The sequence below is a fragment of the Brevibacterium sediminis genome (assembly GCF_013623905.1).
Taxonomy (GTDB): Bacteria; Actinomycetota; Actinomycetes; order Actinomycetales; family Brevibacteriaceae; genus Brevibacterium; species Brevibacterium sediminis.
In genome coordinates, this window is the sequence record NZ_JABKDD010000002.1 from 195,003 (window position 1) to 209,105 (window position 14,103).

Consider the following 14,103-nt stretch of genomic DNA (forward strand, 5'->3'; position numbering starts at 1 on the left):
CTTCGTATCCGTTCATCATCGTTGATGTCTTCGGCTTGGCTCCATTCTAATCCAGGAATAGAACAGAGTCTATAGTTCTGTACGATTTATTTGAGATATTTTCCCTGTCTTGCTATTTTGTACTATTTGCACTGGTCAATGGGAGATCTCACTCGGAGTGCGATGTTTGACAATGATCGCTGGCGGCGACCAGAAGAAGGGGCTCTCACCTACGGTGTCGACGAAGTGGGCCGAGACTACTCCTCGCCACTGACGCGAGGACGCGGGGCCAGGGCCCCGCCACAGCCACGCAGGCAGCACCCCGCCGCAGCCACGCAGGACCAGGACCCCGCCACAGCCACCCGGGCAGAACTCACGTCCCGCCACGGTCACGCTTGCGGAACTCACTTCCCGCCACAATCAAGCGCGCGCAACCGACGCCCCGTCGTATCAACGAGCGCCTGCGCCGGCCCACAGCTCCACTCAGCTCTTCATATGAACGCGCTGTCCTTCGGGTCCGAACAGGCTGAGATACTCGACCCCGCCGTCATCGGCTCCCCCGAACCAGTGCGGAGTGCGCGTATCGAACTCTGCGGCCTCTCCAGCACTGAGAACCATCGTCCGGTCGCCGAGGATGAGGGTCAGGCGACCGCGGATCACATACACCCATTCGAATCCGGGGTGAGTCTTCAGCGCACCGAGCTTCGGTGTCTGCCGACCGTCGACGATGTGCTTGAAGGCCTGTACTCCGATCGCTCCGCGGCTGAGCGGCAGGATCGTCTGATCGTGGAACTTCCGCGGGGAGATATGAATGCGCGGATCGCCGATCGGCGGAGTCCCCACAAGCTCATCGAGCGGGAGCCCATAGACCCCAGCCAGCGGCAGCAGCAGCTCCAAACTCGGCTTGCGCTTCCCGGATTCCAGGCGCGACAGTGTGCTCGTCGACATTCCGGCAAGCTCAGCCACCTCGTCGAGGGTGCGCCCCTGCTCCTGCCGCAGCCCTCGCAGGCGAGCGCCGACACCCGCCAAAGACTGCCGGATAGCCTCCTGCGCCTCAACCGGGGCGGACCCATCGGAGAGGATCTCCGACATCCGACCCGTCGCATGAGCGGCGCGCTCCCCTGACTCTCTTGGCTCTTCCATGCCCTCAGCATGACACAATTTGCTGTTTCTGCAAACACGTTTGCACTTTTATACGGGCTAGGAACACACTCGAATAGACGCCGACCATCCATCAGCACACAGGAGAATCATGACCACCCAAACTGCACCCGTAAACTCCCAGCCAACTGCGCCCGACTCGTCGGCCGAATCCGCGCAGGATTCCTTCGATGTCGCCGTCATCGGCGGTGGGGCAGGCGGCCTCGCCGCATCGATCGCCCTGGCCAGGTCTCTGCGATCCGTCGTCGTCATCGACGCAGGCCAGCTGCGCAATTCCTCAAGCGCACACGCGCACAACGTCCTCGGCCACGAAGGCATCAGGCCCCAGGATCTCGTGGCGAAAGGCCGCGCCGAGGCCAAAGAGTACGGCGTTGCCTTCATCGATGCGACCGTGCAGCAAGCACGCACGATCGATTCGGAACCCCACCCCGCCGAGGCGGCTCCGCGGTATCGATTCGAACTGACCACCTCGGCGGGGGTCGATGTCAGGGTCCGACGCATCATCATCGCCACCGGTTTGAGCGACGAACTTCCGGACATCCCGGGTCTCGCGGAAGGCTGGGGCGACACCGTCCTGCACTGCCCCTACTGCCACGGCTTCGAGGTGCGCGGGCAGCGCATCGGGGTCATCGGCACAACGGCCATGTCATACCACCAGGCGATGCTGTTCTCCCAGCTCAGCGACCACGTCAGCTTCATCCGGCACAACGCTCCCGCCCCTGATTCCGAACAGACGGCAATGCTCGATACGCTCGGCATCGAGTTCATCGATTCCACCGTCACCGAGGTGGCCCGCACCGAGTCCGACACCGTCGTTTCACTGGCGGCCGCCGAATCCGCGGACGGAGCGGAATCGCTTACCTTCGACGCGCTCACCGTCGGTGCGTATGGTCGAGCAAATGCCGACCTGTTCGCCCAGCTCGGAGGCGAGGTCGTCGCTCACCCGAGCGGGATGGGCACCTATATTCCGACGCAGATGGCCGGACAGACCGATGTGCCCGGCGTCTGGGCGGTCGGCAACAGCGCAGACGTGTCGGCGATGGTCGTGGCCAGCACAGCCAGCGGGGTGATGGCCGGCGCTCATGTCAACGCCGATCTCATCATGGAGCGGCTCCGCTGAGACGTGCACGCAGCGGACACATGTCAGCCCAGCGAGCCGGGTTGCGTGTGCGCTGCGGTCAAGCCCTCAGTGCGCGGCTTTGACGCACAGCACCGGGGCTTCGGCGTCGAGGATGACCTTCTGAATCGTCGACCCGAGCAGAAACTTCCCGACCGGGGTGCGCTTCCGGGTTCCGAGCACGATCAGTTCGGCTCCCACCTCGTTGGCGGTGTCGAGGATCTGTTCGGCCGGGTCGTACTCGCTGCCCAAGGTCAGTACGCGGAATTCGACGTCCGCCCTGGTCAGGTAGTTGTTGACCGATTTGAGCTCCCCTTCGCCGAGGCGGTAGGAGTCGCTGCGCTGCGCCGACCGTGACGCATTGACGACGACGAGCTCCTTGCCGTCCTTCTTCGCCTGCGCGATGCCGGCATCGAGAGCAGCGTGTCCGGCGGGATTGTTGACGTAACCGACGAGTACTGTCATTTTTCACCTTCGTTGGATTGAGCTGTACAGATCCGAGCGCGCAGGTCGGGAACCCACCGTCCCAGCATATCGAGCGATGCAGACATGGGTCGGCGAGCGGCGACTCCGTACCGGGAATGGACGACATCGTCCCGGAGAAGTGCAGCACCGCCTCGGCGAGGGGATGAGCTCACGACAGCTCTTCGGGATTGCGGAATCGGGTGCTCGTGCCCTTCGTCGAACGGTTCCAGAACCAGGTCACGGCCCACAGGACGACACCGATGCCGACGAGCGCCGCCGCGATCTGATACTGGATGAGCTCATCGAGACGGGCCCACGGACCGACGAGGAACACGCAGGTGATGACGCCGATCCACGGCAGAATCGTCGGTGCCTTGAAGTGTTCGGCATTGCCGGACTTGTCCTTGCGCAGGATGAGCACGGCGACGTTGACGACGGCGAACACTGCCAACAGCAGCAGCGAGGTGGTGCCGCCCAGGGACGCGGTCACCGTCTCGGGCAGGATCGTGGACACGAAGAAGATGAGCGCGAAGGCGATCAGCGTCGTGAAGATGATCGACACCCACGGCGAGCGGCGTCCGGCCAAGACCTTCGCGAACACGGGCGGGAGCACGTTCTGCTTGGCCATTCCGTAGAGCAGACGGCTGGCCATGAGCATGTTGATCAGGGCCGAGTTCGCAACGGCGAACATCGTCATGAATGGGAAGATCGTATCGATCGGCAGGCCCGGAGCACCCTCCCGGACGACCTCGAGCAGCGGCGTCTCGCTCTCGGTGAGCACGCCGATGGGCACTGCTGCGACGGTGACCAGGGAGACGAGGACGTAGATGATGCCGGTGATCGTCAGACCAGAGAGCATGATCTTCGGGAAGATCCGTGGATCCTTCGTCTCCTCGACCATGTTGACCGAATCCTCGAAGCCGACCATGGAGAAGAAGGCGAGCGCAGTGGCACCGGTGACCGCGAGGAAGACGCTCTTGTCGCCCTCGGTCTCGAAGATCATCACGCGTGAGAAGTCGGCGTCACCCGAACCGAGTGCGAAGAAGCCGACGACGATGACCAGCAGCAGACCGCTCAGCTCGATGAGGGTGAGGACGACGTTGAACCATACGCTCTCGCCGACTCCGCGGAGGTTGATGAGCGCGATGAGAGTGAGGAACGCCAGCGCAATCCACATCACCCCTGTGCCGGAGACGTCCCAACCGAAGCCAGCCACGAGGTTCGCCGCGAAGACATTCGACGCCGTCGATGCCGAGGTGATTCCGGAGCTGAGGACGGCGAAGGCGACGAGGAACGTCACGAAGTGGATTCCGAACGCCTTGTGCGTATAGAGCGCTGCACCCGCAGCCTGCGGATACTTCGTCACGAGTTCCATATAGGAGAAGGCGGTGATCAGCGCGATGAGGAAGGCGAGGATCACCGGTGCCCAACCGGCACCGCCGACCTGCCCAGCCACCTTGCCCGTCAGAGCATAGACGCCGGTTCCGAGGATGTCACCGACGATGAACAGAAGCAGCAGCTTCGGCCCCATGACCCGCTTGAGGGTCTCGGGCTGGTGTCCGTCACCGGGGTCGATTGTCGTCGTGGGTTCTTTGTCGCTCACGATTCCTCCGTGTCCAATGCGGCGGCTGTGCCGCATACCTGGCAACCCTGACTGTGGTCAGAGCCTCGCCTAGTATGCCTCAGTCACGAGCGTGACACACAAGCTTCAGTTCCGAACCACCGTGAGAAACGCGGAGAACAGGGCCTTCGAATCACGTTCGCTCTCCGGCCCGAGCTCCATCGCTTCTTCCAACAGGGTATCTTTATCGAACCCCAAAGTCTGCAGTTTCTCCGCATCCCAGCGCTCGATGTTCGCCCGCGTCGACTCCGGGTGGAACTGCGTCCCCCACGCCCTGCCGACCCGGAACGCCTGGAATTCGCAGGCCTCGCTCCTGGCGAGCAGGGTCGCCTCCTCGGGGAGGGCGACGATGCGGTCGACATGGCTTTCGACGAACGAGGTCCGTGGCCGGATCGCGGAGAACACCGGGTCCGCGGCCGCCTCGGCGGTGGTGTCGATCCGCGTGTATCCCTTCTCCGGCGCCCCGGTCCGAGCCTGCACATCGCCCCCGATGACGTGGGCGATGAGCTGCCCGCCGAGGCAGATCCCGAACTGCGGCAGATCCGTGGCCAGGGCATGGCGGACGAGTTCGGCCTCATCGGCCAACCACGGGGCCCGGTCCGTCTCATCGGGCATGTACCCGCCGCCGAGCATGATGAGCCCGTCATAGCCATCGAGCTCCGAGGGCCCGGGCAGGGGTGAGACCCCGCCGATGCGCAGATCGAACTCGACGTTCTCGCTGATCATCCACCGTGTCAGCAGCCCCGGCTGGGACTCGATGTCATTGACGATGACGAGCAGCCGCGTCATGATTCCGCCCCCGCCGAGGCGGCCGAACCATTGCCTGCGGACCCGACGTTGCCGCCGCCGTTCACCGTCGCCGAGGCGGCCGTGCCGTTGGCCGCGGAACCGGCGTTGGCCGCGGACGGTGCGTCGACCGCCGAGCCGAGGAACGCCGTGTACGCATCCTCGTGCGCGTCGAGGACGCGCATCGCATTGTCGAAGCCGATCTTGCGCAGGTCGGTCTGCGACCAGCCGCGCGAGGCGAGCTCGGCGAACAGGTTCGGATACTGGCCGGCATCACCGAGTCCGGTCGGCAGCTCATCGACTCCGCAGATGTCGCCGCCCAGTCCGATGTGGTCGATGCCGATCCGTTCGCGAACGTAATCGCAGTGGTCGGCGACCTGGGCCACGGTCACCTCGGGGGCGGTTCCCTGTTCTCCGGCGTCGACCCATTCGCGGCGGGCGTTCGAGACGAACGAGGGCACGAACGTCATCATCGCCACTCCCCCGTTGTCGGGCACGCGGTCCAAGACGTCGTCCGGGATGTTGCGCGGGTGCGGGTTGAGACCGTACGCGCAGGAGTGGGTGAAGAGGACCGGCAGGGTGCTCTGGTCCAGCGACTGGTGCATGACGGTGGGCGCGACGTGGGAGAGGTCGAGGATCATGCCGATCCGGTTCATCTCCGCCACGACCTCACGTCCGAAGACGCTCAAGCCGCCGTGGACCGGTTCGTCCGTGGCCGAGTCGGCCCAGGAATGAGTGGTCGACCACGTCAGAGTCATATAGCGGGCCCCGGCGCGGGCGTACGACCGCAGCACGGCGAGGGATTCGTCGATCTGCTGACCGCCTTCGACGCCCATGAGGGAAGCGACCTTGCCGGCTGCGCGAGCCGCACGGACGTCGGCGGCGGTACGGGCGAAGGCAAGTCGTTCGGGGTAGGCGGTGACGACACGCTGGACCGCGTCGATCTGCTCCCATGTGGCCTTGATCGCGTCGGCGCCGGTGATCGAGGAATGAACGTAGACGGACCAGTACTGCGCGGCCACGTGTCCGGCCGCCAGCTGATCCATCGTGGTGAACGGCGAGACGGCCGGGTCGTTGAGCCCCTCCACGCTGTAGTCGCGTTCCTCGCGCAGGTACCAGGCGAGGTCGTTGTGTCCGTCGAAGACGTCGACGGCGGGTGCGGATGCTGCGTCTGGTGCGGATTCGGTGTCGGGTCCGGCTGCGGAGGCTGTGTTGGGTGCGGTCATGGTCGGGTCCTTCCGGTCGGGCGGATTGGGTCGGTGCAGGGGTGCACGCACGGAACGGTACTCCCGCGATGGGGAGGTCGGCCGCCTCGGCGAGGTGGGGTCGGTTCGTTCATCATGCCAGCCCGGACAGGATCTGGGCCGACCACAGGCCGAGGAACGTGCCGAGGAACGTTCCCATGAGCGCGAACAGCACACCGACGGGGACGAGCTGTCGGTTGAAGGCTCCCGCAACGACCGGCGCCGAGGCGATTCCGCCGATGTTCGCGGTGCTGGCCACGGCGATGCTGAAGAGCTCGGTGCGGGTGAGCTTGGCGTAGATGAGCATGATGGCGATGTGGACGAGGAGGACGATGATGCCCGCCACCAGGTAGAGCGGCGCTTCGGCCAGGGAGGTGAAGTCCGAGCCCGAGGCTATGATGCCGATGATGAGGTAGAGCAGGATCGTCGCGAGCTCATTGGATCCGGCGGTCTTGCCGAACCGAGTCGAACCGATGGCGAGCCCGAGGACGCTGACGATGAGGATCGTCCACGCGGTGCCGTCGATGACCGCTCCGACCTCGGGCAGCAGTTCGCCGAGGCGGATCGCCAAGGCCGAGGCCAACAGTGCGAATCCGATGAGTCCGAAGATCGACGACAGCGTCATCGGCTTCTCCTCCTCGGCCGAGACTCTGTCGGTGAAATCGAGCTTCGACATATCGGCCTTCGTCCACTTGTCGAACTTGTCGGAGACTGTGACGGAGGAGAAGATGAGCAGCAGCCAGAAGGAGTAGAGCACTGTGTCGACGATGAGGACGTAGCCGAACACGTTCTCGGGTGCCTGGAGGACCTCCTGCACCGCGACCATGTTCGCCGAACCACCCGTCCACGAGGCGTTGAGAGCGCCGAGGGCCTTCCACGCTTCCGGGTCGAGGCTGGAGTGCAGGATGAGGTAGCTGATGATGAAGCCGATGATGATGCTCGCCGCGGTCACCGCAAAGGTGAGCAGCAGTTTGGGCCCGAGCTTGATGATCTGCCGGATATCGCACTTGAACAGCATGAGCAGGATCATCGCGGGCAGCATCACCTCGCGCAGGGTGTCGCCGACCACGGTGATGTCTCCACCGTCGTGGTCGAAGACGCCGAACGTGTTGAGCAGCGCCGCCACGATGTAGAGGATGACGAAGCCGGGCACATATTTGAGGAGCTTGAAGCGCCCGCTCCGGTCCGCGACGACGAGCGCTGCGGAGATCGCCAGAAGCAGGCTGATTAATAGAAAACCGTCCGTGATCACTAACGACACTTCCTCATTGAATACGTCCATCCCGGCAGAGGCAGAGCCGACGGTGCCGCAGCTGGCTGCGCCGCACGGCGCGGATGGCAGCAGCACCGGTTGGGCCAGTGGCAGAGCCACGGGCGGCACCGAGGATGCCTCCGGGATGGAGCAATGTGCAGTTGTCGATCGGATCCGGTCCGGTGAGGGCCCGGGCAATCGGGGTGGTCGAAGGCGCTGCCTAAGCGGTGACCTCGCGGTACTTCTTCGCGGCGTTGTTCACTGCTGTGATCAGCGCCTTCTGCGAGGATCCGTGGTAGCGGCGCTGGATGCGCTCTATCAGTCGACCAGGGTCCGTGATGTCGGCATCGACGAACAGGCTCCGAATGAAGTTCCGGGTCAGAGCCAACGTCGCCGTGCAGTCCACATCGAGAATTCGGTGGGGGTCCGGCTGGATCTCGAATGCCACGTAGAACAGACCGAACTGGTTGGTGATCGGGTTGTTCGACGGAGCCTTCGCTTCGCCTGTGAGGTAGATCGTATCGGACATCGCCCACCAGACTACCCCACGGCTCTCGGCGCCAAGACCGGTCCGAAAGCAGCCGGGGCGCTCCCAGAGCGGCCGCGAGTCGCCCGGCAGGCGACGACTGCCGCCGGGGACATTCGTCAGGCGAAAGGCGAGTTCCCATCGACGGCAGTCGAACGCAGTGGACGCTCAGAGGAACCGGTGGATCGCGTTGCCGGCCTGCCGCATGATCGGCATGACGTCGACGACGCGGTCGGTGCCCGGTTCCCAGTTCGCGAACACCGCATAGGCGACGCGACGCGTAGGCGTCATCACGATCCCGGCATCGGCCCGGATCGTCCCGTTCGTGCCGGTCTTGTTCCACACCCACACGTCCCGCTGGTAGTTGTAGTGAGCGAGCGGGTCCAGATCGAACGCCGAGGCGACCATCGAGGTGTCCGCGCCGGCTCCCAACCAGCGCCGGAAGACCTCGTTCGTCGACTCGTCCCAGAATTCGTCCTTGGCGTGCCTGGCCATGAAATCACTGAGCTCCGCGGCCGTGCCCGTCGACAGTGTCCGCGGCGCTTTGGCCGGGCGCGGCCAGCGCAGAAAGTCGTGCAGACCCGAGTTCCTGTACCCGAGCTTCTCCACCTGATCCGCAACATTCTCCAGCCCGACCCTGCGGATGAGCACGTTCGTGGCGAAGTTGTCGCTGAAAGCCCCGATGAGCAGAGCGACGTCGAAGATGCTCAGATCGTCCTGCTCCATGAGGTACCAGATCCCCGATTCGTCGACCCTCTCCGAAGGCCGCCGATGCAGGCGTTCCTCCAGGTCAAGCGTGCCGTCCTTGTACATCTGCAAGGCAGTGTGGAGGAGGAAGACCTTGCCCATGCTGGCGGTGTCGAGTTCGTCGTTCTCATTGTGGGCGAACACCCGTTCCCCACTGTCGACGTCGAAGGCCAGAGCGCTGAATCGCACTCCGGGCAGTCCATCGAATTTCAGTTCGCTCATCAGCGTGCTCCTGTCAGTCTCGTTTCGTTCATGTCTGCGCGCCCGCGATTCGTTCGCCTCACCGAGCCGGGCCATCGGCACGTGGTCGGCACCATCATGCCTGCCCACCCGCGTGATCCACCCACAGCCGCGGCCGTTCCCCGGGCTCCGCCTTGAGCGTGACGTCGACGCCGAGTGGGGCGCTCGGCGCATCGGGATCGTGGCCGAAGCCCATCTCAGACACGATCGGGATTCCCAGACCGCCGAGGTAGTCGATCATCAGCGCCTCCACCTCGTGGACGGGCGCGCAGTCCTCCCACGAGCCGAGCACCACCGCATCCGCCGAGGTGAACCACCCGCCGCGGACCAGCTGCACCATGAGATTGTCGAGCCGGTACAGCTCCTCGTCGACGTCTTCGAGCATGAGGATGCTCGGACCCCGATGCTCGCGTCGTTCCCGCACGTCGATGAGCTCGGGACTGCCCATCCCCGCGGCGATGAGACTGAGATTTCCCCCGCCGAGGCGGCCCCTCGCCGACCCCGGAACCAACGTCTGCGCCCGGCTGAGCGGGCGGGTCGCAGCGGTCTGCTCCGCCGCAGCGGTGCCCTCCGTCGAGGCCTCTGCGGGGAATCCGAGTTCGCGCCCGCCCCAGGGATGAAACAGCCACGAGGCCACCTCGTCGGGCACGACCGTCGAGTTCTTGAACGGGTCATTGCCGACCATCGGGCAGAACAGAGTCGCGACGCCGAGGTGGTGTTCCCAGGCCTGGTGGAGTGCGGTGATGTCCGAGGAGCCGGTGAGCAGCTTGGGACGGCCGTCCCTGCGCAGCATGTGCCGGCGCATGAGGTCGAAGTCGATGCCGTCGAGCAGGCGCATGGCTCCGAACCCTCCGCGGAGCGCGATGACCGCATCCGTGTCCGGATCGCACCACGCGTCGACGAGATCGGCCCGGCGCTCGGCGTCCGTGCCGGCCAGGTACTTCACCCTCGGATGGCGGGCGCGGATGTTCTCACCGGGCACAACGCGCAACCCCCAGGATTCGAGCTGGGCGATGGCTCGCTGCAGCGACTCCTCGTCGGTGGGTCCCGACGGCGCAATGAGGCGAACGGTGTCACCGGGCGCCAGCGGTGCAGAATCGAGATAGGGGCTCGACTTACTCATTCCTCACCAGACTCTGACTTCCCAGTCGGGGAACCGCGGCGAGCAGCTCCTGCGTGTACTCGTGCTGCGGATCGGACAGCACCCTGTCGACCTCACCGTATTCGACGATCTCCCCTCTCTTCATCACCGCCACCGTATCCGCGATGTTCCAGGCCAGGCCGAGGTCGTGGGTGATGATGAGCGCGCTCATCCCGAAGTTCTTCTTCAGCGCGAGGAACAGCGACAGGATCTCCCCGCGCACCGAGGCATCCAGCGACGCCACCGGCTCATCGGCGATGAGCACCTGCGGGTCGAGAGCCAGTGCGCCGGCGATGACGACGCGCTGCCGCTGTCCGCCGGAGAGCTCCTGCGGAATCGACTCGAGATAGTCCTCGGCCGGGGTGAGCTCGGCGGCTTCGAGCGCGCCGATGACCCTCTCGTACTCCCGGTCCTTGATTCCCTGCACCTTCAAGCCCTCGACCACGGCCTCGTACACGCTGCGCTTGGGATTGAGCGATCCGGCCGGATCCTGCAGAATCATCTGCACCTTCTGCCGAAATGCTCGCAGCTCCTTCGCCTTCTTCGGCAGAGCCTTGCCCGCGAACGACAGCTGCGAACCCGCTTCCACCTCCTGCAGACCGAGCAGCGACCGTGCCAGAGTCGTCTTCCCCGAGCCGGACTGGCCGACGACGGCGAGGATCTCCGCCTTCCGCAGCTGCAGGTCCACACCGCGCACCGCACGTTCACGACCCCGCCGGGTGTCGAAGGAGACACTGAGATCCTTCGCCTCGAGCACTACCTCATCCGTCATGGTGAATGGTTCGGCCCGGACCACCTCGGCGGGTTTGAGTGTTCGGGGATTCAGCCGGGATTCGGGGTCCCCGATCTGCGGAAACGCACCGGCCAGCTGCTTCGTGTAGTCCTCCTGCGGAGACAGGCACACTTCGTCGCTCGGTCCGTATTCGACGAGGCGGCCGTGACGCATGATCGCGAGTTTCGCGCACACGGCCGAGAGCACGGCGAGGTCGTGGCTGATCATCAGCAGGGAGATTCCGCGTTCGGCGACGAGGCGGGCCAGGCCGGACAGGATCTGCTTCTGCACGATGACGTCGAGGGCAGTCGTCGGCTCGTCGGCGATGATGATATCGGGTTCACAGGCGAGCGCCATGGCGATCATGATGCGCTGTTTCTGCCCGCCGGAGAGCTCGTGCGGATATGCGCTCGACTTCGATGCCTCGAGGTTGACCTCGGCGAGGAGTTCGAACATCCGGTCGCGGCGCTTCTGCGGGGTCGTCCACGTGCCCTTCGAGTGATGTTCGAGGGCTTCGATGATCTGTTGCCCCACCTCGCGGACGGGGTTGAGAGAGTGCAGAGCTCCTTGGAAGACGATCGAGGCCTGCGCCCACCGGACCGCGCGGATCTGGCCGAAGCTCAGCTCCCGGATGTCCTGCCCGCCGAGGAGGACCCGCCCGTCGAGGCGAGCCGACTTCGGCAGCAGGCGCAGAGCCGACATGATCAGGGTCGACTTCCCCGACCCGGACTCCCCCGCGATGCCCAGGGTGGCACCGGCGGGCAGGTCGAGGCTGACGTCTTCCACGGCGACGACGTCGCCGCGGTCGGATGAGGAGCGGTAGGTGATCGAGACGTTCTCGAATTGCAGATCGGTCATCAGCGGCTCCTCAGGGCAGGGTTGATGATGGCCTCGAATGCGCGCCCGACCATCGTGAAGGCGAGCACGACGAGCAGGATCGCCACACCCGGGGTGAGCACGTACCACCAGTAGCCGGAGGTCGCCGCGGACACGTCCATCGAGTTCTTCAGGATCGTGCCCCACGATTCCTTCGACGTGTCCCCGAGGCCGAGGAACGACAGCGTCGATTCGGCGATGATCGCCCCACCGACGGTCAGCGTCGTGTTCGCGAGCACGAGCGGCATCACCGCAGGCAGCAGGTGACGAAACAGGATGTGGGAATGACCGGCACCGAGGATGCGCGCCCTTTCGATGTAGAGCCGAGATTCGACGCTCAAGGTCTGTGAGCGCACGATCCGTGCCGTGGACGCCCATGAGGTCAGTCCGATGGCGACGACGATCGTGAAGACTCCGCGTTCGAGCACGGAGGAGAGCACGATCGCGAGAAGCAGGGACGGCAGGACGATGAAGAAGTCGACGATGCGCATGATGACGCCGCCGAACAGTCCTGTGAAGTGACCGGCGGCCAGGCCCATGATGGTGCCGATGATCATGGACATGACGGTCGCTGCGACGCCGACGAGGATCGACACGCGCGCTCCCCAGAGGATGCGCACCCACAGCTCCCGTCCCAGGTCATCGGTGCCCAAGGGGTGGTCGAGGCTCGGCGGGGCATAGCGCGGCACGTCGAGCTGCTTCGTGACATCGAGCATCGAGGCCGGGGCGATGAGCGGTGCGGCGATCGCGATGACGATGAAGAAGAGGAGCACGACGGCGCCGATGAGCGCCGGAACGTCGGAGCGGAAGAGCGCCCAGTTCTTCTTCGCGTTGTTCAGGCGGCGTTCGCGCACGAGCTTCGCGCCGTCGACGACAGGGATGGATCCCCGTGTTTCCGAACCACGCGGATTCGGTTCGTTCGATGAGGGGCCGGGGGCCGCCTCGGCGGGGGTGTTCGCGCTCATCAGGCCCTCCTGACGCGGGGATCGAGGAATCGGTAGACGATGTCGGCGGCGAGGTTCATCACGATGATGATCGCCGAGAACACGACGAAGGTGCCCTGCAGCAGCGGCAGGTCGGGGCCGCGGATGGCTTCGAAGGTGAGCTTGCCCAGTCCCGGCCACGAGAACACGGCTTCGACCGTGACGGCGCCGGCGATGAGTCCGCCGATGTGGAGGAAGACGACGGTGACGGTCGGCAGCAGCGCATTCGGCACGGCGTGACGGCGGCGGACCTCATCCTCGGTGAGTCCTTTCGCGCGGGCGGTCGTGAGGTAGTCCTCGTTCATCTCCTCGAGCAGGGAGGCGCGCATGATCATGAGGAACTGTGCGTAGACGACGGCGACGAGCGAGACGACGGGGAGGATGAGGTGTTTGATGACGTCGATGATTCCGGCCGGTGACCATGGGTCGAGGCCGGGAGTGATCATGCCGCCGGTGGGCAGCCATTGGAGGGTGCCGCCGAAGATCATGAGCAGGATGAGGCCGAGCCAGAACGTCGGCACGGACCAGAAGATCAGCGAGGTCGAGGAGGCGAGCTTGTCGAACAGGGTGTTGCGGCGCCAGGCCGAGATCTGTCCGAGCCACAGGCCCAGGACGATGGCGATGACGGCCGCGGTGGCGGTGAGCAGCAGCGTCGGGCCGAGGTATTCGCCGATGAGCGAGGACACGGATTTCCGGTACACGTAGGACTCGCCGAGGTCGCCGGTGACGATGCCGACGAGGTAGTCCCAGAACTGGACGATCACGGGTTTGTCGAGTCCGTATTGGCTGCGCAGTTCGGCGATCTGCGCCGGCGACATCGGCCGTTCCTTCGCGATCTTGAGCACGGGATCGCCGGGCAGCATGCGGAAGGCGAAGAAGCCGAGCACGATGACGAGGACCATCGAGGTCGCGGCCCCGCCGAGCTTGCGCAGGAAGTAGCGGGTGAACGATCCGCCGGCCGGTGGTTCGTCCATATCGACGGTGGCGGGGTTCGCGTCGGCGGGGTTCGCCGGGTCGGCGGGGTTCGCGTCGGCGGTTGCCGCGGATCCCTTCGCCGAGGCGGGGCTGGGGTTCGTGGGGTCGGTGCCCGGGTTCGCCGTGCCCGGTCCTCGGTCAGGGCGATCCCCGGACTGGGGATCGTGGGTGGGTGTGCTCACTGTGGTGCTCCAGATGGTGGGGACGGGCCCGTGGGC

Annotated in this window: 13 protein-coding genes; 1 reads left to right on the forward strand and 12 read right to left on the reverse strand. The window is 65.1% G+C overall.

Going from position 1 to position 14,103, the window contains the following annotated elements; all coding sequences use genetic code 11:
• Nucleotides 1-462: 462 nt before the first annotated feature.
• Nucleotides 463-1,122, reverse strand: coding sequence for a helix-turn-helix domain-containing protein (locus tag HK108_RS05355; protein WP_229663978.1), 660 nt, complete (start codon nucleotides 1,120-1,122; stop codon nucleotides 463-465).
• Between the two features lie 109 nt (nucleotides 1,123-1,231).
• On the opposite strand from HK108_RS05355, the gene HK108_RS05360 reads away from it, so the two are divergent.
• Complete coding sequence (locus HK108_RS05360) at nucleotides 1,232-2,260, forward strand: NAD(P)/FAD-dependent oxidoreductase (protein WP_139468106.1); 1,029 nt, start codon at nucleotides 1,232-1,234, stop codon at nucleotides 2,258-2,260.
• Between the two features lie 66 nt (nucleotides 2,261-2,326).
• Here HK108_RS05360 and HK108_RS05365 read toward each other — a convergent pair whose 3' ends face one another.
• From HK108_RS05365 to HK108_RS05415, 11 genes are all read right to left on the reverse strand, one after another.
• Nucleotides 2,327-2,722 carry a universal stress protein gene (locus HK108_RS05365; protein ID WP_101543775.1) on the reverse strand — a complete coding sequence of 132 codons (396 nt, stop codon included), beginning with the start codon at nucleotides 2,720-2,722 and terminating at the stop codon, nucleotides 2,327-2,329.
• Nucleotides 2,723-2,891: 169 nt separating this feature from the next.
• Nucleotides 2,892-4,325 (reverse strand): APC family permease, encoded by a 1,434-nt coding sequence (locus HK108_RS05370; RefSeq protein ID WP_229663977.1) that lies wholly within the window; start codon nucleotides 4,323-4,325, stop codon nucleotides 2,892-2,894.
• Nucleotides 4,326-4,430: 105 nt separating this feature from the next.
• A complete protein-coding gene (locus HK108_RS05375) occupies nucleotides 4,431-5,132 on the reverse strand; it encodes a type 1 glutamine amidotransferase (protein ID WP_139468105.1) in 702 nt (233 codons plus the stop codon).
• Nucleotides 5,129-6,355, reverse strand: a complete 1,227-nt coding sequence (locus HK108_RS05380; protein ID WP_229663976.1) for a dipeptidase — start codon at nucleotides 6,353-6,355, stop codon at nucleotides 5,129-5,131. Before HK108_RS05380 ends, HK108_RS05375 begins: the two co-directional genes overlap by 4 nt.
• Before the next feature lie 112 nt (nucleotides 6,356-6,467).
• Nucleotides 6,468-7,625: a DUF819 family protein gene (locus tag HK108_RS05385; RefSeq protein WP_181270854.1), complete on the reverse strand. Its 1,158-nt coding sequence runs from the start codon at nucleotides 7,623-7,625 to the stop codon at nucleotides 6,468-6,470.
• Between the two features lie 220 nt (nucleotides 7,626-7,845).
• Nucleotides 7,846-8,154 (reverse strand): DUF3870 domain-containing protein, encoded by a 309-nt coding sequence (locus HK108_RS05390; protein ID WP_181270776.1) that lies wholly within the window; start codon nucleotides 8,152-8,154, stop codon nucleotides 7,846-7,848.
• Nucleotides 8,155-8,319: 165 nt separating this feature from the next.
• Complete coding sequence (locus HK108_RS05395; RefSeq protein WP_139468102.1) at nucleotides 8,320-9,120, reverse strand: serine hydrolase; 801 nt, start codon at nucleotides 9,118-9,120, stop codon at nucleotides 8,320-8,322.
• Between the two features lie 94 nt (nucleotides 9,121-9,214).
• On the reverse strand, nucleotides 9,215-10,261 hold the full coding sequence (locus tag HK108_RS05400; RefSeq protein WP_181270777.1) for a S66 peptidase family protein: 1,047 nt from the start codon (nucleotides 10,259-10,261) through the stop codon (nucleotides 9,215-9,217).
• Entirely contained in the window at nucleotides 10,254-11,909 is a 1,656-nt protein-coding gene (locus HK108_RS05405) for an ATP-binding cassette domain-containing protein (RefSeq protein ID WP_181270778.1), read from the reverse strand. The genes HK108_RS05400 and HK108_RS05405 overlap by 8 nt, the downstream gene beginning before the upstream one ends.
• Complete coding sequence (locus HK108_RS05410; protein WP_229663975.1) at nucleotides 11,909-12,892, reverse strand: ABC transporter permease; 984 nt, start codon at nucleotides 12,890-12,892, stop codon at nucleotides 11,909-11,911. Before HK108_RS05410 ends, HK108_RS05405 begins: the two co-directional genes overlap by 1 nt.
• The gene (locus HK108_RS05415) at nucleotides 12,892-14,067 is read right to left on the reverse strand and encodes an ABC transporter permease (RefSeq protein WP_229663974.1); all 1,176 of its coding nucleotides are present in this window, start codon (nucleotides 14,065-14,067) and stop codon (nucleotides 12,892-12,894) included. The genes HK108_RS05410 and HK108_RS05415 overlap by 1 nt, the downstream gene beginning before the upstream one ends.
• Nucleotides 14,068-14,103 lie beyond the last annotated feature (36 nt).